Annotated in this window: 19 protein-coding genes; 15 read left to right on the top strand and 4 right to left on the bottom strand. The window is 71.6% G+C overall.

Annotated elements, in window-relative coordinates; all coding sequences use genetic code 11:
• Positions 1 to 5 precede the first annotated feature (5 nt).
• Positions 6 to 3500, bottom strand: coding sequence for a DNA polymerase III subunit alpha (gene dnaE, locus IE134_RS23905; protein ID WP_189431642.1), 3495 nt, complete (start codon positions 3498 to 3500; stop codon positions 6 to 8).
• A gap of 274 nt (positions 3501 to 3774) precedes the next feature.
• On the opposite strand from dnaE, the gene IE134_RS23900 reads away from it, so the two are divergent.
• From IE134_RS23900 to IE134_RS23830, 15 genes are all read left to right on the top strand, one after another.
• The gene (locus IE134_RS23900) at positions 3775 to 4095 is read left to right on the top strand and encodes a gas vesicle protein GvpO (protein ID WP_030713143.1); all 321 of its coding nucleotides are present in this window, start codon (positions 3775 to 3777) and stop codon (positions 4093 to 4095) included.
• A gap of 36 nt (positions 4096 to 4131) precedes the next feature.
• Positions 4132 to 4596, top strand: coding sequence for a gas vesicle protein GvpJ (gvpJ, locus tag IE134_RS23895; protein ID WP_030713141.1), 465 nt, complete (start codon positions 4132 to 4134; stop codon positions 4594 to 4596).
• Positions 4597 to 4599: 3 nt separating this feature from the next.
• Positions 4600 to 5358, top strand: a complete 759-nt coding sequence (locus IE134_RS23890) for a GvpL/GvpF family gas vesicle protein (protein WP_098019616.1) — start codon at positions 4600 to 4602, stop codon at positions 5356 to 5358.
• A gap of 2 nt (positions 5359 to 5360) precedes the next feature.
• Positions 5361 to 5615 (top strand): gas vesicle protein GvpG, encoded by a 255-nt coding sequence (locus tag IE134_RS23885; RefSeq protein ID WP_030713137.1) that lies wholly within the window; start codon positions 5361 to 5363, stop codon positions 5613 to 5615.
• 5 nt (positions 5616 to 5620) lie between these two features.
• Positions 5621 to 6502 (top strand): histone protein, encoded by an 882-nt coding sequence (locus IE134_RS23880; RefSeq protein WP_189431640.1) that lies wholly within the window; start codon positions 5621 to 5623, stop codon positions 6500 to 6502.
• A 5-nt stretch (positions 6503 to 6507) separates the two neighbouring features.
• Positions 6508 to 7596, top strand: a complete 1089-nt coding sequence (locus IE134_RS23875) for an SRPBCC family protein (RefSeq protein WP_189431638.1) — start codon at positions 6508 to 6510, stop codon at positions 7594 to 7596.
• Entirely contained in the window at positions 7593 to 7940 is a 348-nt protein-coding gene (locus tag IE134_RS23870; protein WP_030713129.1) for a gas vesicle protein, read from the top strand. The genes IE134_RS23875 and IE134_RS23870 overlap by 4 nt, the downstream gene beginning before the upstream one ends.
• Positions 7937 to 8767, top strand: coding sequence for a GvpL/GvpF family gas vesicle protein (locus IE134_RS23865; protein WP_030713126.1), 831 nt, complete (start codon positions 7937 to 7939; stop codon positions 8765 to 8767). The genes IE134_RS23870 and IE134_RS23865 overlap by 4 nt, the downstream gene beginning before the upstream one ends.
• 2 nt (positions 8768 to 8769) lie before the next feature.
• Positions 8770 to 8997, top strand: a complete 228-nt coding sequence (locus IE134_RS23860) for a gas vesicle protein (protein WP_030084767.1) — start codon at positions 8770 to 8772, stop codon at positions 8995 to 8997.
• Positions 8994 to 9272 (top strand): gas vesicle protein K, encoded by a 279-nt coding sequence (locus tag IE134_RS23855; RefSeq protein WP_189431636.1) that lies wholly within the window; start codon positions 8994 to 8996, stop codon positions 9270 to 9272. Before IE134_RS23860 ends, IE134_RS23855 begins: the two co-directional genes overlap by 4 nt.
• A gap of 123 nt (positions 9273 to 9395) precedes the next feature.
• Positions 9396 to 9881, top strand: coding sequence for an Asp23/Gls24 family envelope stress response protein (locus IE134_RS23850; RefSeq protein ID WP_030713117.1), 486 nt, complete (start codon positions 9396 to 9398; stop codon positions 9879 to 9881).
• Between the two features lie 271 nt (positions 9882 to 10152).
• Entirely contained in the window at positions 10153 to 11427 is a 1275-nt protein-coding gene (locus IE134_RS23845; RefSeq protein WP_030713114.1) for a polyprenyl synthetase family protein, read from the top strand.
• A complete protein-coding gene (locus tag IE134_RS23840; RefSeq protein ID WP_189431634.1) occupies positions 11424 to 12950 on the top strand; it encodes a phytoene desaturase in 1527 nt (508 codons plus the stop codon). Before IE134_RS23845 ends, IE134_RS23840 begins: the two co-directional genes overlap by 4 nt.
• Complete coding sequence (locus IE134_RS23835) at positions 12947 to 13975, top strand: phytoene/squalene synthase family protein (RefSeq protein WP_098895041.1); 1029 nt, start codon at positions 12947 to 12949, stop codon at positions 13973 to 13975. The genes IE134_RS23840 and IE134_RS23835 overlap by 4 nt, the downstream gene beginning before the upstream one ends.
• Complete coding sequence (locus IE134_RS23830; protein WP_189431633.1) at positions 13972 to 14982, top strand: Rieske (2Fe-2S) protein; 1011 nt, start codon at positions 13972 to 13974, stop codon at positions 14980 to 14982. The genes IE134_RS23835 and IE134_RS23830 overlap by 4 nt, the downstream gene beginning before the upstream one ends.
• A 49-nt stretch (positions 14983 to 15031) precedes the next feature.
• On the opposite strand, the gene IE134_RS23825 is transcribed toward IE134_RS23830, so the two are convergent.
• From IE134_RS23825 to IE134_RS23815, 3 genes are read right to left on the bottom strand one after another with little or no spacing between them, the layout of a single operon-like run.
• Positions 15032 to 16588, bottom strand: coding sequence for an FAD-dependent oxidoreductase (locus IE134_RS23825; protein WP_098895040.1), 1557 nt, complete (start codon positions 16586 to 16588; stop codon positions 15032 to 15034).
• The gene (locus IE134_RS23820; RefSeq protein WP_098895039.1) at positions 16588 to 17316 is read right to left on the bottom strand and encodes a class I SAM-dependent methyltransferase; all 729 of its coding nucleotides are present in this window, start codon (positions 17314 to 17316) and stop codon (positions 16588 to 16590) included. The genes IE134_RS23825 and IE134_RS23820 overlap by 1 nt, the downstream gene beginning before the upstream one ends.
• The gene (locus tag IE134_RS23815) at positions 17313 to 18548 is read right to left on the bottom strand and encodes a lycopene cyclase family protein (RefSeq protein ID WP_098895038.1); all 1236 of its coding nucleotides are present in this window, start codon (positions 18546 to 18548) and stop codon (positions 17313 to 17315) included. The genes IE134_RS23820 and IE134_RS23815 overlap by 4 nt, the downstream gene beginning before the upstream one ends.
• Positions 18549 to 18883 lie beyond the last annotated feature (335 nt).

Genomic DNA, 18883 nt, shown 5'->3' with positions numbered 1-18883 from the left:
CCCGGTCACCCCGCGCTTCCGGGACTCGCGTGGTGGAAGGACCGTCCGTCGAGCGCGTCGAGGGCGGGCAGACCGGCGGAGGCGGGCGTGCCGGGCGGCTGGAGGTCGACCCAGGGGTGCAGGGCGTAGCCGTTCGGCTGGGTGAGGGTGCGGTGCGGCACGGCCCGGCGCGGGGTGGACTCGGCGCGGGTGAGCCGGTCGGCGACGGCTGCGGGGCCGCCCTCGCGGTACAGGTCGATCAGCTCGGCCAGGTTCCAGGCGGCCGTGCCGGTGATGCTGAAGGCGCGCGGCGGACGGCGGGCGAGGGTGCCGCGTACGAGCAGCAGGCCGCTGTGGAACACCGTATGGGCGCAACGCCCGTGGCTGTCCTCGAAGAACGCCAGGTCGGACAGGCCGGTGGGGTCGTCCAGGGTGGCGAAGATGACGCGCTTGCCGGAGCGGATCGGCGGGGTCTGGGTGGCGACCTTGACGCCGGCGACGAGCACGGTGGAGCCGTGCCGGAGGCCCGCCAGATCGGCGGCGGGGGTCGCGCCGATGTCGGCGAGCAGCGAGCGGTGTTCGTCGAGGATGTGGTGGGAGATGTCCATGCCGAGTACGTCGAGTTCGGCAGCGAGCTGTTCGGACGCGTCCATGGCCGGCAGGCCCGTGACGGCGTCGGCCGCGCTGTCGCCCTCCGCCTCGGAGCAGGTGCCCCCCGCGCCTTCCGTGCTCCCCATGTCCGCCATGGGGAGCTGACCGGCGGCGGATCCGCCCGCGCCGCGCCCCGAGCGGTGCAGTTCGGCGACTTTCAGCAGCAGTTCGCGACGGGACCCGAACGCGCTCAACGCACCGACCCGGGCGAGGCGTTCGGCCAGCGGCCGGCTGGGCCGGGCGCGCTGCCAGAAGTCCTCGACCGAGGCGTACGGCTGCCCGGCCACGATGCGTCCGCTCTCGGCCTCGGTGATGCCGCGCACCTGCGCGAGACCGATCCGCACCCCCCACTTACCGGACACCAGTTCGATTATATGAGCGACCTGGGAGTGGTTGACGTCGGGCAGCAGCAGCGGCACCCCGTGACGCCGGGCGTCCGCGGCCAGGACCCGCTTGTGGTACATCCCCGGGTCGTGCGTGAGCAGCCCGGCGAGCAGGGCCGCCATCCGGTGCGCCTTGAGCCAGCTCGACTGGTAGGCGGGCTGTGCGAAGGCCGCGGCGTGCGCCTTGGCGAAGCCGAAGCTGCCGAAGTTCTCCAAGGTCTTCCACACGTCCCGTACGACCTGGACCGAGTAGCCGCGCCCGCGCGCCCGGTCGGCGAACCAGGCGCGGACCCGGCCCTGCCGCTCGGGGACGGACAGGGCGCGGCGGGCCTCGTCGGCCGTGCCCCGGTCACAGTCGGTCATCACCTTCATGATCTCGATCACCTGTTCGTGGTAGACCACCTGCCCCTCGGTCTCCGCCAGGATCTTCCGCAGGTCGCGGTGCGCGTAACGGGTCACGCTCCGGCCGTCCCGGGCCTTGATCAGCGGATCCACCATGTTGGCCGCGACCGGTCCGGGCCGGAACAGGCTGATGTCGAGCGCCAGGTCGCCGAACGACCTCGGCCGCAGATTTTGCACCAGCTCTCTCTGCCCCGGACTCTCCAGCTGGAAGGTGCCCAGGGTGTCCCCGGAGGAGATCAGGTCGTACGTGGCGGGGTCGCCCGGCGGCACCTGCGCGGGATCGTCCAGGTCGACGGGTTCGCCGGTGACGCGTTCGATCTCGGCGGCCGCGTGGGCGAGCGCCGACTGCATCCGCACGCCGATGACGTCGATCTTCGGGTGTCCGGTGTCCTCGATGTCCTCCTTGTCGAACTGGGACATGGCGATGTTCTCCACGGTGGTCGGCGCCATCGGGGTACGCCGTACCAGCGCCGCGTCGGAGACGAGCAGCCCGCACGGGTGCATCGCCGCCTCGAACGGCAGCTCGTCGAGCGCCTCCACCAGCTCCCAGAGCCGCCCGTGGTCCTCGGCGGCGACCTCGCGCAGCTCCGGCAGCTCGGCGAGCGCGGCCCTCACGTCCTTGGCCCGGATGTGCGGGAACGCCTTGCCCAGCCGGGCCGCCCGGTCCGGGGCCATGCCGCGGGCGCGGGCCACGACCTCGATCGCCCCGCGCGCCCGGTACGTCTTGTAGACGGCGAGCGTCGCCACCCGGTCGGCCCCGAACCGCTCCCGTACCGCCTGGTAGACCTCCAGGCGGCGGGCGGACTCGACGTCCAGGTCGATATCGGGCAGGGCCGAGCGGTGCGCGGACAGGAAGCGCTCCATCACCAGGCCGTGCGCCACCGGGTCGACCGGGCTGATCCCCAGCAGATGCGTGACCAGTGAACCCACGCCCGAGCCGCGCGCGGCCACGCGGACGCCGAGCCGCCGGGCCTGTGCCACGACCTCGGCGACGGCCAGGAAGTATCCGGCGAAGCCGTGCCCGGCGATGATCCGCAACTCCTCCTCCAGCCGGTCCCAGCGCTTCCCCTCCCGGTGGTAGCCGCGGCCGAGCATTCCCGCCGCGCACCGGTCCGCGAGCGCCCGGTCCACCGACTCGGCGCTCGCGCCCACCAGCTCGGGCTCGGGCAGGTTCAGCCGGCCGAGCCCGAACGCGCCGCCCGGATCGACCACGCAGGCCTCGGACGCCTCCTCGGTGGCCGCGAGCAGCCGCCGCGCGTCCCCGCTCCGGCCGCCCGCGGCCTCCGCGATCCGCCCGGCGATCCGTTCCATCTCCCCGGTGTCCTTCAGCCACCGCTGCCCGGTGTCGAGCCGGGACGCGTCACGGGCGTCGATCGGCACCAGGAGACGGGCGGAGTCCAGGATGTCGGCGACCTCGCCCCGGTCCGGGTCGGCGTAGCGCACGGCGTTGGTGAGCACGGGGGTCACCTGCTGCTCGCCGGCGAAGCCCAGCATGCGCGCGGCCAGCCGCAGTGACCCCGGGCCGGTGCCGGTGCGCCCGTGCCAGGACGTCTCGATACGCAAGGACCTGCCGAACCGCTCACGCCAGGGGCCCAGCAGGACCGCGGCCCGGTCCGGCCGGCCCGACGCCAGCGCCTGCCCCACCTCGGAGTCCGCCCCGAGGAGGACGAACAGCTCGTCGTCCGGACAGGACAGGTCCTCCCAGGTGACACCCTGGTCCGACGCCGCCGTCACCAGTCGGCACAGCTCGGCCCAGCCGCGTTCGGTCCGGGCCAGGAACACCGCGCGCTGCGGCGACTCCGTGACGAACGCACCGCCCCGGGAGGGAGCGGTCCGCTGCCGCTTCCCCGGCACCGGCCCGGGCGCCGGTACGCCGGGCACCGCAAGATCGACGCCGAACAGCGGCCGGATCCCGGCCTCCGCACACGCCTTGGCGAAGCGCACCGCGCCCGCCAGGGAATCCCGGTCGGTCAGCGCCAGGGCGTCGAGGCCCCGCTCGGCGGCCCGCTCGGCCAGCGCGGACGGGTGGCTGGCCCCGTACCGCAGCGAGTAGCCGCTCGCCGCATGGAGGTGCGTAAACGACATACACACCTCCTGTTACCCATGACCCCCCTTTACGGATCTCTGCCATCTCATCCGGATTCATCAAGGTTCATCGAGATTCATCGGGATGAGGAAGAAGCACTCTAACCCCATGTTCGCATATTCGTTCGAATCGAGGGTGGGAGGTCACGCCCGGGTCGTCGGCGGAGGAGCTCCTCGGCAGTAACCGGAGGCCCGGGAGGCGTACCGGGAGACGTATCGCACCACCGGCCCGCCCCAAGATGCGGCGCCCCTGAATCTGACGAGACTGGGCGCTATGGCAGACCAACGTTCGGCGCGGGCCACGAGCCCGACCAGGGCCCAGAAGAAGACCGCGCCCAAGAAGGGGCCCGAGCACGCTGCTCGCGCCGCCTGCCAGAGCCTGGAGGGGCTGATCGGCCATCGCGCCGAAGGCGTCTCCGCGGTCCGGCGTTCGGACGACGACGGCTGGTGCGTGGTCGTGGACGTTCTCGAGGTACCCCGGATCCCGGACACGACGAGCCTGCTCGCCTCCTACGAGGTGCAGCTGGACAAGGCCGGAGAGCTCCAGGAGTACCGCCGCGTCCGTCGCTACCGGCGCGGTGCCGCAGACGAGTGATCCGAGATCGTCCGAACAGCTGGAAGGACCCACCCCATGGCAACCACCACCACGACCTACGCCGACGAGATCGCTCCGTGTCCGCCCCGCGCCGGCACCTTGTACGACGTGCTGGAACTCATTCTCGACCGGGGCATGGTGATCGACGTGTTCGTCCGGGTCTCCCTGGTCGGCATCGAGATCATCAAGATCGATGCCCGCATAGTCGTGGCCAGCGTGGACACCTACCTCCGCTTCGCCGAGGCGTGCAACCGGCTCGACCTCGAACGGGACTCCGGCAGCACGACCGTCCCCGAGCTGCTCAGCGGCGGTGTGGCGAAGTCCGTCGGCAAGCGCAAGGTGCGCAAGGCCGCGGAGTCGGTGGGCGATTCCGTGCGCAAGGCGGTGGGGTACGACGACGATGCCGACGAGGCGGACGAAGAGGACGAGCGCCCGAAGAAGCGTCGTGCCCCGGCCCGCAGCGGCAGCGGCACAAGCCGGCGCCGCCGAGCGGAGGCCTGAGCCATGGACGGCGACGGACTGTACGTCTACGCGGTGGTGAGCGACGGAACCGCGCTCCCCGAAGGGGCCGGCGGCGTGGGCGATCCCCCCGCCGCCCTGCGCGTCATCGGTACGGGGAAGATCGCCGCGGTCGTCAGTGACGCCCCCGCCCGGCTGCGCGCACGGCGACGGGACCTGCTGGCACACCAGGACCTGCTGATGGATCTGGCGGACAGCGGCCCCGTCCTGCCGATGCGTTTCGGCATGGTGGCGCCGGACGAGGACTCGCTCCTCGCCCAGCTGGCACTGGCGGAGACGAGTCACCTCGCCACCCTGAAGAACCTGGACGGGCACGTCGAGGTCAACGTCAAGGCCCTGCCCGCGCAGGACTCCCTCGCCGACGTGGTGGCCGAGGACGCCGCCGTACGGCGGCTGCGTGACGCGGCGCGCAGACGACCCGGTTACGAGGCCAGCGTCCGGCTGGGCGAGGCGGTGGCCTCCGCCCTGGCGCGGCGTGCGGCCGAAGCGGGCAAGGCGGTGCTGCGCGAGCTCGCTCCGCTGGCTCGCGCGGTCGCCGCAGGGCCCGACGTGCAGGGGTGCGCGCTGAACACGTCCTTCCTCGTCCCGCGCGGCCACAGCGAACGGTTCCGTACGACGGCCGAACGGCTCGCCGGCGCACGCCGGAGCCATGTCGACATCCGCATCGCGGGCCCGCTGCCCTGCTACAGCTTCGTCGGTGACTCGGCCGCCCCGCGCCGGCCGGCAGCGGTGGCCGGAGGCTGACGATGGGACTGATCTCCGGACTCCTGCTCCTGCCCCTCGCTCCGGCGCGCGGCGTGGTGTGGATCGCGGAGCAGCTCCAGGAAACCGCCGAGCGCGAGTTGTACGACCCCGGCGTGATCCGTGCGCAGCTCGCCGAACTCAACCGCGATCTCGACGACGAACTCATTGATCTCGAAGAGTTCGAAGCGGAGGAGGAAAAGCTGCTCGACCGGCTCCACGCCGCTCAGAAGCGCTGCGACATCGACAACAGAAGGTGACAGACATGGATGACCAGGCCAAGGTGGCACTGGCAGCCGCCGTAGTGGGCGGGTACGTGCTGGGCCGGACGAAGAAGGGTCGGCTCGCACTGAGCGTCGCGACCTATCTCGCGGGACGGCGATTCGGGCTCGAACCCCGTCAGCTGGCGGCCGAGGGGATGCGCCGACTCGGAGAGGTGCCCCAGTTCGCGGAGTTGCAGGAACAGCTGAGGGGCGAGGTCCTGGACGCCGGGCGCCAGGCCGTGACCGCTGCCGCCAACCGGGGCGTGGCCTCGCTGGCGGACGCGATCAGTGACCGCACGCTGCGCCTCGGTCAGGCCCCTGAGGAGGACGAGGCCGACGAGGACGAGCTTGAGGGGGAGTACGAGGAGGAAGAGGGCGAGCCGGAGGCCGAGGAGGAAGAAGAGTACGAGGACGAGGAGGACGAGGAGGAGCCGGACGAGGAGGACGAGCCCGAGGAGGACGAGCCCGAGGAAGAGGAGCCCGAGGAAGAGGAGCCCGAGGAAGAGGAACAGGACGAGGACGAGGAAGCCCCGGAGGAGGAAGCCCCGGCTCCGCGAGCGCGCCGCAAGAAGGCGCCTGCCGCCCCCGCGAAGAAGGCCCCGTCCCGGAAGTCCGCTCCGGCGAAGAAGTCGGCCCCGGCGAAGAAGGCTCCGGCCAAGAAGGCTCCGGCCAAGAAGTCGGCCCCGGCGAAGAAGTCCGCTCCCGCCAAGAAGACCGCCCCTGCCAAGAAGACGGCAGCCAAGAAGTCGAGCCCGGCGAAGAAGACGGCAGCGAAGAAGACGGCAGCGAAATCGACCGCCAAGAAGACGACGGCGAAGAAGGGGTCCTCCAAGTCGGCCTCGTCGAAGCGGACAACGTCCAAGCGCTCCGGTAGCGGGAGGTAGACGTCATGGTGAAGCCGGACAAGACCGAGCCGGAAGAAGCGCAGGGGTCGGGTGTCGACCGTCTGAAGGACGAGTTGTCGAAGTACGCGAGCGCCCAGGTGCAGAAGCTGACCGAGAAGGCCGGGGACAAACTCACCGACCTCACCGGACAGTTGAGCGATGTCGCGGAGAACGGCGGCTCGTTGCCCGCGATCGGCTCCCGTGTGCTCCAAGGCGAATCCCCGCTGAAGGCCTTCGTGTCGGAGAAGACCAAGGGTGCCAAGGACGCGGTCGTGGACAAGGCGAAGGAAGCCCTCGGAGGTGGGGGCAAGGGCAAGCGCAAGTCCAGCGGCAGCAAGATCATGAACATCATCGAGGTCCTCGATGTGGGCGTGCCCCTGCGTACGGCTTACGACGCCTGGACGCAGTACGAGGAGTTCAGCAGCTTCGCGAAGGGCGTCCGCGACGTCTCGAAGAGCGACGAGACGGAGAGCGACTGGAAGGTGAAGGTCGGCCCCTCGTCACGCAGCTTCAAGGCCACGGTTCTGGAGCAGGTGCCGGACGACAGGATCGTGTGGTCGTCGGAGGGCGCCAAGGGAACGACCAGCGGAGCGGTCAGCTTCCACGAGCTCGGGCCCACACTGACCCGGATCATCCTGGTCGTGGAGTACTACCCTTCCGGGTTCTTCGAGAAGACGGGCAACCTCTGGCGCGCCCAAGGGCGCCGTATGCGGCTCGACTTCAAGCACTTCCAACGCTACGTCACCCTCACCGAGGAGGAACCGGAAGGCTGGCGGGGCGAGATCCGCGACGGTGAGGTCGTCGTCTCCCACGAGGAGGCCGTCGAACAGGAAGAGGCGGAGGAGCAGGAGCGGGAGGACGACGAGCCGGAGGACGACGAGGACGAGGAGTACGAGGACGACGCGGAAGACGGGGACGACGAGGACGAAGGAGAGCCGGAGGACGAATACGAGGAGGACGAGGGCGAAGAGGACGAGGGCGAAGAGGAGCCGGAGGAGGACGACGAGGAGCCGGAGGAGGACGACGAGGAAGAGGAAGAGCCGCCCGCTCCGAGGCGTCAGAGCCGCAGGCGTCGCGCGAAGGAGTCGCGGTGACCGACCTCGACTTCCGGCAGGGCGATCAGCCGATCCCCGGACCTCAGACCAACAACCTCGCCGACATCCTCGAACGCGTCCTGGACAAGGGCATCGTCATCGCCGGCGACATCAAGATCGACCTTCTCGACATCGAGTTGCTCACCATCCGTCTCCGCCTGTTCGTCGCCTCGGTCGACACCGCGAAGAAGGCGGGCATCGACTGGTGGGAGACCGATCCCGCGCTCAGTTCCAAGGCGTCGCGCAACGCCTTGGAGGACGAGAACCGTGAGCTGAGGGAGCGTCTCCGGGCGCTCGAACCGTCCGCCGACACCGGTCGGGAAAAGGAGAGCGAGCAGAGATGACACAGCCCTCGGACTCACGGGTGGCGTCCTCGTCCGCGAACGCGGCGGTCACGTATGTGTTCGCGGTCTGCCGCAGCACACGTGCCACGAGCGCGTTGGATGTCACGGGCGTGGCCGGCCTGCCGGGCGGTGAAGCGGTCCGGCTGCTTCCGTCGGGTCTGCTGACCGCAGTGGTGCAGACCGTGCCCGCCGCCGACTTCACGGACGAGGTCTGGCAGCGTCGGCTGTCCGACCGGGAGGAGATCGAGCGGTACGCCCGGGCCCACCACGCGGTGGTGTCGGCCGTGGCCACGCACGGGCCCGTTGTTCCTCTGCCTCTCGCCACGCTGTACCACGACGACGACCGGGCCCGGAGCCGCCTGGCCGACGAGGCGGACCGCTTCCACACCGCGCTGAAACGCGTCGCGCACCACGCCGAATGGGGAGTGAAGGTGTACCGGCCCCTGGCGCCCGAGCCGGGCCCGGCGGCCGACGCACCGCCCCCGGAGGCGGCAGGTGGCCGCGCCCCCGGGGCGGGTCTCGCCTATCTGAACCGGAAGCGGGGCGCCCAGGCGCGGCGGGAGAAGCTCCGGGAACAGGCGCTGGACGTCGCCGATTCCGTCGACGCCGAACTGCGCGGGCTCGCCGCGGCATCGCGCAGGTTGCGTACGCACGGTGCGGCGCTGTCGGGCGATCAGCGGGTGCACGTACTCAATGCCACATACCTCGTCGCCGACGAGCGGGCGCACGAAGTCGGCCGGCTGGTGGCGGCGTTGGGCGAGCGTACAGGCGCTCAGATCGAGCTGTCGGGCCCCTGGGTGCCGTATTCCTTCGTCGGAGAGGTGTGACCGTGGCGCACGACGTGGTGCCCTGGGACAGCCCGGAACCCTTGAGTGGCCCTCTCGGGGTGCCGCTCGTCGATCTGCTGGACCGTGTGCTGGCGACCGGTGTGGTGGTGAGCGGCGACGTGGTCATCGCGATCGCCGACGTACCCCTCGTACGGCTGTCGCTGCACGCGCTGTTGTCGTCGGTCAACGAGCGGGTGCCCTCGCCGTGGAGTGACGGGGGGCCGCTGTGACGGGCCCGCGTGTCGATCTGGACTCCGAGCAGATGGGCCGGGATCTGGTGGCCCTGGTCCTGACGGTGGTGGAACTGCTGCGGCAGCTGATGGAGAGACAGGCGATCCGCCGGGTGGAGCAGGGCGATCTGAGCGACGAGCAGGTCGAGGAGATCGGCACCACGCTCATGCTGCTCGACCGGCGGATGAAGGAACTCTGCGAACAGCACGGCGTACGGCCGGAGGACCTGAATCTCGATCTCGGGCCCCTCGGGACCCTGCTGCCCCGCAACTGAGAGCACACGGTGCACCACACCACTCGAATGGCGTATGTGGTCTAGCAGGAGCAGAGTGAAGGAGGGGGCCGCACGGGCCGGGAGGGGGCCAGACTCGTGGCAATCACTCTCTGTGAGGCAGACATGGCCGACACCGAAAACCTGGGCACAGGCACCACCGACCGCGGCTCGGCGGGATCCCGCGGCCGCGGCAGGACGACCATCGCTGACAACGTCGTCGCCGCCATCGCCGGCATCGCGATAAGGGAGACCGACGGCGTTCATTCGATAGGCCGAGGAGCGTCGAAGGCTCTGGGGGCCGTCACCGGGCGTATGTCCGGCTCGTCCGGCTCCTCCGCCGCGGGGCGCGCCGTCAAGGTGGAAGTGGGCGAAAAGCAGGCCGCGATCGACGTCGACGTCAAGGTGGAGTACGGCACGACGATCCACGAACTCGCCGACCTGATCCGGACCCACGTCACCGACGCCGTGGAGACGATGACGGGGCTGGAGGTCGTCGAGATCAACATCGTCGTCTTCGACGTCCACATCCCCGGTGACGATGATGACGACGACGATTCCGACGGCCAGAGCGGGTCCAGCTCGGGCGGAGGCTCTCCTCGCGTGCAGTGAGGGCGGCTCCGGGCGGGCCGAGAGAGTTCCGGGATGCCTCGCCCATGGGCCGAACGGGCGTGGCAGCGGACGTCCTGGCGTGCCCGGCGTGCTTCTCCCCCGGCGGCGCAGGACTGTGGTGATCGTCTCTGTTCGGTGCCCGCTGTCGCGCGGCGCGCACGCCGGTCGGTCGCGAACTCTCTCAGGTGATGCGCAAACGAAAGCGAACGGGGTACGCGTCCGTGCGAAGTGACGAACCGTTCGTCACCCCACCCGTCGAAAGGGCGTCAGGATGGGCCGTCCCGAGCCCGCGGACCACCACTCGTTCGCCGCCGAGTGCCAGCAATCGTCCTTCACCCGGAGCGGGCGCCCGCACGATGCGGCGCCGCCCCACACTCCGGAAAGCGTCGACGCGGATGTGACCGGCGCTGTCGTCCGAACCGCACAAGAGGTTCTCGCCGAACGGGCCGCCGAGGCCGCCGTCTGCGACCCGTCGTTCTCCGACGAGCTGGCCCGGCGGGTCGCCGACTTCACCCTCGGCGGTGGCAAGCGTATGCGGCCCCGCCTCCTGTGGTGGGGGATGCGAGCCTGCGGTGCGGCGGAGACCACGGCCGCTCTGCGGCTCGGCGTGGCGCTGGAGCTGATCCAGACCTGCGCGCTGATCCACGACGACGTGATGGACCACTCACGGTTACGCCGGGGGAAGCCTGCCGTCCACATCGGCCTGGCCGAGGGTGCCGGTCTTTCGCCGGATTCCGAGCAGGGCTCCGCGTTCGGCACCTCAGCGGCGGTGCTGGCGGGGGATCTCGCCCTCGTCTGGGCCGACGACACGGTGGCGGAAACCGTGCTGTCCGCTGTGCAGCGCCGCCGGATCGGCGGCCTCTGGCGCGCCATGCGCACCGAGATGGTCGCGGGCCAGTACCTGGATCTGCGTGGACAGGCCGGTGGTGGTTCCTCGGAGGCCCACACTCTGCGGACCGCCTGCCTCAAGAGCGCCCTGTACTCGGTCGAGCGGCCTGTGGCGATCGGTGCCGCCCTCGCCGAGGCCGACGAGCGGACCACCGAAGCGCTGTGCTCCGCCGGCAAGTACGCCGGTATCGCGTTTCAGTTGCGGGATGATCTGCTCGGGGTCTTCGGTGATCCGTGGGTGACCGGGAAGCCCTCGGGGGACGACATCCGCGAGGGCAAGTCGACCTATCTCCTCGCCGTCGCCCGGTCGCGGGCCGAGGCGGCGGGCGACCACGCGGCGCTGGCCGTGCTGGGCCGGGTCGTCGGCAACAACGAGCTGAACGAACAGGACCTCGCCGACGTTCGCGGCATCCTCGAAGTGACGGGCGCGCGTGCCCATGTGGAGGGGAAAGCGGAGCGCCTCCGAGAGCAGGCCGCGCACCGGCTGGGCGAAGCCGTCGACGTCGAGACGGGCGTGGGCGGCCGGCTGCTGGACCTGTTGCGCACGGTGTCGGGAGGACGGTCCCCCGGCTCACCAGCCACCGGCACATCACACGCGCATGCCAACCCGGTGTCGGCGACGGACTTCGCCGCGGTCGAAGGAGGCCGCACTCGATGATCACCGTCAAGGGGCCCGTCGACCACGTGGTGGTGGTCGGCGCCGGTCTGGCAGGGCTGGCCGCCGCGCTTCATCTGCTGGGCGCGGGCCGCCGCGTGACGGTCGTCGAGCGGGATCCCGGGCCCGGGGGCCGGGCCGGGCTGCTGGAGTCGGGCGGCTTCCGCATCGACACCGGGCCGACCGTGCTGACCATGCCTGACCTGGTGGAGGAGGCCTTCGCCGCCGTCGGGGAGCGCATGGCCGACCGGCTGGAGCTGATCCGACTGGACCCCGCCTACCGGGCCCGCTTCGCCGACGGGTCCCAGCTCGACGTGCACACCGACGGCGCGGCGATGGAAGCCGCCGTCGAACAGTTCGCGGGTGCCCGGCAGGCTGTCGGCTACCGGCGACTGCGGATCTGGCTGGAACGCCTCTACCGGGTACAGATGCGCCGCTTCATCGACGCCAACTTCGACTCGCCGCTCCAGCTCGCCCACCCCGACCTCGTCCGGCTCGCCGCACTCGGCGGCTTCGGCCGGCTCGACGCGGGGATCGGGCGCTTCGTCTCGGACGAGCGGCTCCGCAGGGTCTTCTCCTTCCAGGCCCTGTACGCGGGGGTGCCTCCGGCGCGGGCGCTGGCCGCGTATGCCGTCATCGCCTACATGGACACGGTGGCCGGGGTGTACTTCCCCCGAGGCGGTATGCACGCGCTGCCCCGCGCGATGGCGGACGCGGCCTCAGCCGCGGGCGCCCTCCTCTGCTACGGACAGAGCGTCACCCGGCTGGAGCGCTCGGGTGACCGGGTCACCGCCGTCGTCACCGACCAGGAGCGCCTTCCTTGCGACGCGGTCGTCCTGACACCTGATCTGCCCGTCAGCTACCGGCTTCTCGGCCGCGTCCCGCACCGGCCGCGCCCTCTGCGTCACTCGCCGTCCGCGGTGATCCTGCACGCCGGAACGGACCGCACCTGGCCGGACCTGGCCCACCACACCATCTCGTTCGGCGCGGCCTGGAAGAGCACCTTCCACGAGCTCACCCGCTCAGGGAAGCTGATGTCGGACCCTTCCCTCCTGATCACCCGGCCCACCGCGACCGACCCCTCCCTCGCCCCACCGGGCAAGCACCTCCACTACGTGCTGGCTCCCTGCCCGAACACCGAGGTCGGGCCCGGTGTACGGGAGTGGCGGGAGCTGGGCCCCCGCTACCGGGATGAGCTGCTGACCGAGCTGGAGCGCCGCGAGATGCCCGGTCTCGGCGCGGCGATCGAGGAGGAGGGGCTGGTCACGCCGGTCGACTGGACCGCGCAGGGGCATGCGGCCGGCACCCCTTTCTCCGTGGCCCACACGTTCCCTCAGACCGGTCCCTTCCGCCCGCGCAACCTGGTGCGGGGCACGGCCAACGCCGTCCTCGCCGGATGCGGCACCACGCCCGGCGTCGGCGTGCCGACCGTCCTGATCTCCGGGAAGCTGGCAGCGGAAAGGATCACCGGCGTCCGGAACGCCCCACCCGCCCCGCACTCTGCTCCGAGAGGTACCAGCGCATGACCGTACGCGAACTCGACGCAGCAGGCATCGAGGACCCCGCGCTCCGAGCCGCGTACACCCGCTGCCGTGGCCTCAACGCACAGCACGGCAAGACGTACTTCCTCGCGACACGGCTCCTTCCCGTCGACCGGCGGCCGGCCGTGCACGCGCTGTACGGCTTCGCCCGCTGGGCGGACGACATCGTCGACGACCTCGACAGCGCGGCCACTCCCGAGGAGCGCGCCCGCGCCCTGGTCGAACTGGAATCCCAACTGGAGTCGGGTCTGCGGCACGGCCGGTCCGCCGAGCCCGTGATCCGCGCTCTCGCCGACACCGCGGACCGGTACGGCATCGAATCCCGGCACTTCACCGACTTCCTGGCCTCCATGCGCAGCGATCTGACCGTCGGCGGGTACGCCTCGTACGAGGAGCTCGGCCGGTACATGCACGGCTCGGCCGCGGTGATCGGCCTTCAGATGCTGCCGGTGCTCGGGACGGTGGGGCCGCGCGAGGAGGCGGCCGGGCACGCGGCCGCGCTCGGCATCGCCTTCCAGCTGACCAACTTCTTGCGGGACGTGGGCGAGGACCTGGACCGGGGCCGGCTCTATCTGCCCACCGATCTGCTGGCAGCTCACGGGGTGGACCGGGACCGCTTCGAGTGGAGCCGGAGCACGGGAAGGCGGGACGGCCGGATCACCGACGTCCTGCGGGCCGCCGGGGACCACAACCGGACCGTCTACCGGGACGCCCTGCCCGGGATCGCGATGCTGGCCCCGGTGTCGCGGCCCTGTATCCGGACGGCGTTCGTGCTGTACAGCGGCATTCTCGACGCGATCGAGGCGGACGGCTACGCGGTTCTGCACCGCCGGGCGGTCGTCCCGCGCCGTCGACGGGCCGCCGTGGCACTGGACGGACTGGCCCGGGTGCTCACCGCACGCGCGGTGACCCGGCTGCGGGATGGGCCGGCTGCGGCAGGGCGCATCTCCGCCGTCGCCCGTCCGGCGGTGGCCGGCACCGCACGCGCGGTACGGAAGGAGGCAGTGTGAGCCCCGTGCCGGGACGTCCCCGGCGCATTCCGCTGCGGCTGCGGCGCACGGCCGTTCCCTGGGAGCGGCAGGCTCCGACGTGGCGGGACGCGAAACCGGTGCTGATCGCCGAGGCCCTCAAGCGGGCGCAGAGCAGGCCTTCGGGCAACTGGTACGTCATCGGTGCCTCGCGCGACCTTCCTCCGGGGCGGGCGCTCGGGGCCACGGTCGGTTCCACCGAAGTAGTGGCGTGGCGCGACGGCGAGGGGAAGCTCCGCACAGGTCCGGGAGCCTGCCCCCACCTGGGGGCGCCGCTCCGCGACAGCCCCGTGCACTGCGGCACGCTGGTCTGCCACTGGCACGGACTGAGCCTGGACGGCGGGCCGTTCGCCGGGTGGGAGCCCTACCCGGCCTTCGACGACGGAGTCCTCCTCTGGGTGCGGCTCGACCGGATGGGCGGCGAACCTCCTTCGGAGCGGCCGTACGTACCCGTGCGGCCCAGGGCGCGGGACGCCGTGGAGGCGGTCTACCGCGGCATCGGCCGCTGCGAGCCGGAGGATGTGGTGGCCAACCGCCTCGATCCGTGGCACGGCGCGTGGTTCCACCCGTACTCCTTCGTCGACCTGACGGTGACAGGGACACCCGCCGACGACCCGGCGGACGACGACGGTTTCACCGTCGAGGTGTCCTTCAAGGTGGCCGGGCGGCTTGTGGTGCCGGTCCGGGCCCGGTTCTCCGCGCCCGAGCCTCGCACGGTCGTCATGCACATCATCGAGGGCGAGGGCGCGGGGTCGGTGGTGGAGACCCATGCCACGCCCCTGGCTCCGGACGGGCCGGGGCGCCCCCGAACGGCCGTGACGGAGGCGCTGGTCGCGGCGTCGGACCGGCGCGGGTTCGCCGTGGCCCGGGCGGCCGCGCCACTCCTGCGCCCTTTGATGCGCGCGTCGGCCGGCCGGCTGTGGCGGGACGACCTGGCGTACGCGGAGAGGCGCTGGGAACTGCGCGACAGCGGGAGGTTTCCGGGCTGATAAGCGCTGCCAATCGCCCGGAAGGCGGCGTCTGCTTCTCCCCCAGCGCCTACTTCTCCCCGAGCGCCGCCAACCGGCGCAGAACGGCCGAGCGTCCCCTGCGGGGGACGGTCCAGAGTGTCTGCCCGCGCACATGCCACCGTTGCAGCAGGGCGTTCGCCGCGAGGAAACCGCTGGTGGCCGCGCGTTCCATCAGGGCCACCGGCAGCCCGGTGCGGACCATGTCCCCGGCCACCGTGAGGGCAGGGTCGGGGCTGCGCACGCCCGGCCGGTCCCGGTAGCCGCCGACCGGGAACATCGGGCAGTCCGCGCGCCATTCGTGGCGCTCGTCCATGACGCGGGCGCTGCGGGTCTCCGGGTAGATCTGGTGCAGTTGCCGCAGGGACTCGTCCTGCACGGCGGACCGGTCGGCGTCCGGTGCGACGGCGTAGGCGTGCAGTTCGACGACCGACCCTCCGGTGCGCCGGGCCCAGCGGGCGGCCTCTCCCTCCCAGCGGTCCAGGATGCTCACGTTGTCCAGGGGCCCGTAACCGCTGGTGCCCAGGAAGCCCGGGCGGTCCAGTGCCACGGGCCGGTCGAGCCAGAGCCGTGACACCAGGAACGGCGGCGCGGTGCGCAGCCGTGCGATCCGTGCGCGCCAGTCGGCGTCGCCCAGGTCCGGTGAGGCGGCGACGACGTGCCGCAGGCCTCCGCTGTCCAGGGCGAGGACAAGGGCGTCGTAGCGCGTGGAGCGGTCGTCGGTGTCGATGTCGAGACCGCCGTCCGGCCGGGGACGCACCTGACGGACCGGTGTCCGGGTCCGCACGACGACGCGGTGGCTTTCGAGATAGCGGTGCAGCGGGTCCCACAGGGCGGCCGGGAACGGTTCGGCGGGAACGTCGAAGAGCAGGCCCTCGCTGGACCCGAGGAAGTAGATGTGGAACATCAGCGCCAGTTCGGCCGCGGACAGCTCCCGTGGATCGGCGAAGAAGCTGCGGGAGAACACCTCGAACGCCAGGTGGTGGGCGGCTTCCGGGAAGCGGATGCGATCGAGGAAGTCGGTCGCGCTGATGCCGTCGATCCGGTCGTAGATCTCGGGAACCCGCACGTCCAGCAACGGCAGAGCCGCCTTCGGGTTCATCCGGGCCAGGTCCCGCAGACCGAAGGTGGGGCTGAGGGCGACGAATCCCATCGCGCTGAGCGGAGGCGTGCGCGGCACCCGGGCGAAGCTGTCGTGCAGACCGGAGCTGTGCCGCAGCGGATAGTCGGGCAGCGGGGTCAGCGAGCCGAGGCCGGGGTCCACCCGGCGCAGCAGGCCGCGGAGGTTGTAGTACTGCCGGAAGAAGGCGTGGAACCCGCGGCTCATCGTCACGGGAGTACCGTCGGCGAGCTCGGTGGGCCACCCCGAAAGCCGTCCCCCCAGGCCGGGTTCACGCTCGTAGAGGGTGACGCGCACGCCGCGCTCGGCCAGGAGAGTGGCCGCGGCGATCCCGGCGATACCGCCGCCGACGACCGCTACCGCGGGGGCCTCACCCGTGAACCGGGCGCGGCCGTCCGGAGCCGGCACGACGGCCGCCCGCCGGTCCCGGCCACGCCGGTGGCCCGCACCGTTGTCGCGCAGTGACATCATGACCGCTCCCTCGCGCCGGGGGTGGAACGGGCCACGAAGGTATGGGTGATCCCGGTCTGCCAGCCGGGCAGCGGCAGGACGCGTACGCCGGCGAAGCCCGCCCGGCGCAATCGCCGGGCGAACGCGGGAGCCGCGTCGAACCGGGCGACGCTGTCGCGGAGGTGACGGTAGAGCTCGGGGTCACCGGCGAGCCGTCCGGCGGGCTGGATGATCACCGAGCAGACGGCGTTCCAGACGGCACGGTGAACGGGTGAACCGCCGAGCGTGTACTCGTGGACGGCGAGGCGGCCGTCCGGGGCGAGCAGGTCACGGACCAGGGCGAGCGCGCTGTCGGGGTCGTCGAGGTTGCGGAAGAGGTAGCCGGCGAACACCGCGTCGAAGGAGCCGGGCCGCCACCGGCCGGCCAGCTCCTCGACGGGGGCGTGCACGAAGTCGACGCCGGGCGGCCAGCTTTTGCTCATGGCACGGTCCAGCATGCCCGCGGACGCGTCGACTCCGGTGATCCGGGCGTGCGGGGCGGCGGCGAGGAGCGCCGCCGTGGAGGCGCCCGTGCCGCATCCCAGGTCGAGCACGCGCAGCCCGCGCCCCCCTTCCGGAAGGCGTAGTCGGCGTGCGGAGCGGCGCAGGTGCGCGTGGTAACCGGGGCTGGCCGCGACGAGCCGGTCATAGGCGACGGAGCCGTGGTCGAAAGCCGCTGACAGAGCGTCACCGCGCAGCAGGGTCATGAGGTGCTCTCTTCGTGGTCGGTCGGTGCGGGGGGAACGAGGGCCGGGGGGCGCTCGCGCCGGGGCCTGAACGGAAGCTCGACGACGGTTCGCAGCATGGGGACGACGGGTGTGCGCAGGCCCATGAGCAGGTCCTCGTGCATCCGCGAACTGCCGTCCATGAAGCCCAGGAGCCGCTCGCCGGGAACGCCGCGGAAGAGGCGGCCGAAGAAGTCGGCGCCGTCCACGCGGCCACTGTCCAGGGCTCGTAGCATGACCGCGTCCATCATCCGCGCCCGTCGTCCGTACGGCGCAGGCACGCGCAGCGGTCGTCCGGCTCGCAGTCGGGCAGCGATGGCCCGGCTCTGCCGCTGCACGGCGGCGAACGTGTAACCGGTGGAGGGGCGGGTGGCACCTCCGGCGGTGCCGATGTGGTACACCGACCGCCCCTCGCGGCGCGGGAAGCGACCGTCCGTCATGGGGATCACCCCGTGCTCCTGGGCCGTGATCCGGAAAGGCCCCAGCCCCAGGACGTGGTCGGTGTAGTGGCGCAGAGCTCGCCGGTAGCCGTCGGCGTCCAGGGCGAGGGGGGAGAACTCGGTGTACTCGACCAGCGCCGTGTGCGGGTCCAGCGGCAGGACATAGCCGAACGAGAGCCCGTGGGCGGGCTGCGGTGTACGGAAATCCATCAGGTCCGCGGTCGTCGGGTCGAACACGGCACGATCTGCGTGGACGAACCAGCCACCGAAGTGCTGGAGCAGGGTGGTGCGGGCAGGCGGCAGACGGCGCGGCGGTCGGGAGTCGAAGACGAGACGGCCCCGCAGGAGGACGCGTTCGCCATGGTCGCCCTGAGTGAGGACCTCGCCGCCGGACGCACCATCACGTACGCCGCTCACGGTCGCCTCGATCCTGACCAGGGTCGGTGTACGGGACAACCGTTGTCCGACCAGTGCCTCGAAGGCGTCCGACCGCACCATCTTGTAGCGCAGCCGGGAAAGCCGGGTGACCGTGGGAACCCCGTCTGCCGCCCTGACCCGCAACCGGGACCACGAGGCGGCCAGGATCGAATCGTAGGCCCCGCCCGGCGGCTCCCAGAAGCACCAGGTCCGCGGGGGCGCCCTCAGCGGTCCCGGCGGGGCATCGACGAGGGCGACCGACAGCGCTACGGGGCTGTCCGGCGCGCAGAGACGGTACGCCAGGCTCAGCCCGGCCGCTCCGGCTCCCACGATGACCACATCGAAGTCGGCTGGCACGGTTCCCTCTCGGTCGGACGTGTACGGACCCCGGCGGCGGGAGAGAAGTCGATGCCCTCCGGACGAAGCAGCACGCGGGGTACGTGCCAGGCGACCGTATCCCGCTGTCCACTGCCGGACCCGGCCTGATCGGCCTCGCACACCTGAGTGGCGGTAGGGTCTGCCCGGCCGCTCCGCGCGTGCGGCACGGCCGGGCCTTGGCCCGAACCTTCTCATCGGCGCCCATGACACCCACACCCTGCTGTGCCCGACGTTGCGGTCCGCGCACGGGTGACCGCTCACCGGCCCGTCAAACCTGCCGTTGCCGCGTCTGCTCCCCTCCGCTCCGGTCCCGT

The organism is Streptomyces rubiginosohelvolus (assembly GCF_014649875.1).
Classification (GTDB): Bacteria; Actinomycetota; Actinomycetes; order Streptomycetales; family Streptomycetaceae; genus Streptomyces; species Streptomyces rubiginosohelvolus.
The sequence above is the reverse complement of the archived record's forward strand: the minus strand, read 5'-3'. Positions and strand labels throughout refer to the sequence as shown.

What these genes read in the sequence shown, in the direction of transcription:
- IE134_RS23880 (WP_189431640.1), top strand. Translation starts at nt 5,621, where the DNA reads ATGGATGACCAGGCCAAGGTGGCACTGGCAGCCGCCGTAGTGGGCGGG.
- IE134_RS23825 (WP_098895040.1), bottom strand. Translation starts at nt 16,588, where the DNA reads ATGTCACTGCGCGACAACGGTGCGGGCCACCGGCGTGGCCGGGACCGG.
- IE134_RS23885 (WP_030713137.1), top strand. Translation starts at nt 5,361, where the DNA reads ATGGGACTGATCTCCGGACTCCTGCTCCTGCCCCTCGCTCCGGCGCGC.
- dnaE (WP_189431642.1), bottom strand. Translation starts at nt 3,500, where the DNA reads ATGTCGTTTACGCACCTCCATGCGGCGAGCGGCTACTCGCTGCGGTAC.
- IE134_RS23865 (WP_030713126.1), top strand. Translation starts at nt 7,937, where the DNA reads ATGACACAGCCCTCGGACTCACGGGTGGCGTCCTCGTCCGCGAACGCG.
- IE134_RS23845 (WP_030713114.1), top strand. Translation starts at nt 10,153, where the DNA reads ATGGGCCGTCCCGAGCCCGCGGACCACCACTCGTTCGCCGCCGAGTGC.
- IE134_RS23840 (WP_189431634.1), top strand. Translation starts at nt 11,424, where the DNA reads ATGATCACCGTCAAGGGGCCCGTCGACCACGTGGTGGTGGTCGGCGCC.
- IE134_RS23890 (WP_098019616.1), top strand. Translation starts at nt 4,600, where the DNA reads ATGGACGGCGACGGACTGTACGTCTACGCGGTGGTGAGCGACGGAACC.
- gvpJ (WP_030713141.1), top strand. Translation starts at nt 4,132, where the DNA reads ATGGCAACCACCACCACGACCTACGCCGACGAGATCGCTCCGTGTCCG.
- IE134_RS23835 (WP_098895041.1), top strand. Translation starts at nt 12,947, where the DNA reads ATGACCGTACGCGAACTCGACGCAGCAGGCATCGAGGACCCCGCGCTC.
- IE134_RS23875 (WP_189431638.1), top strand. Translation starts at nt 6,508, where the DNA reads ATGGTGAAGCCGGACAAGACCGAGCCGGAAGAAGCGCAGGGGTCGGGT.
- IE134_RS23820 (WP_098895039.1), bottom strand. Translation starts at nt 17,316, where the DNA reads ATGACCCTGCTGCGCGGTGACGCTCTGTCAGCGGCTTTCGACCACGGC.
- IE134_RS23850 (WP_030713117.1), top strand. Translation starts at nt 9,396, where the DNA reads ATGGCCGACACCGAAAACCTGGGCACAGGCACCACCGACCGCGGCTCG.
- IE134_RS23900 (WP_030713143.1), top strand. Translation starts at nt 3,775, where the DNA reads ATGGCAGACCAACGTTCGGCGCGGGCCACGAGCCCGACCAGGGCCCAG.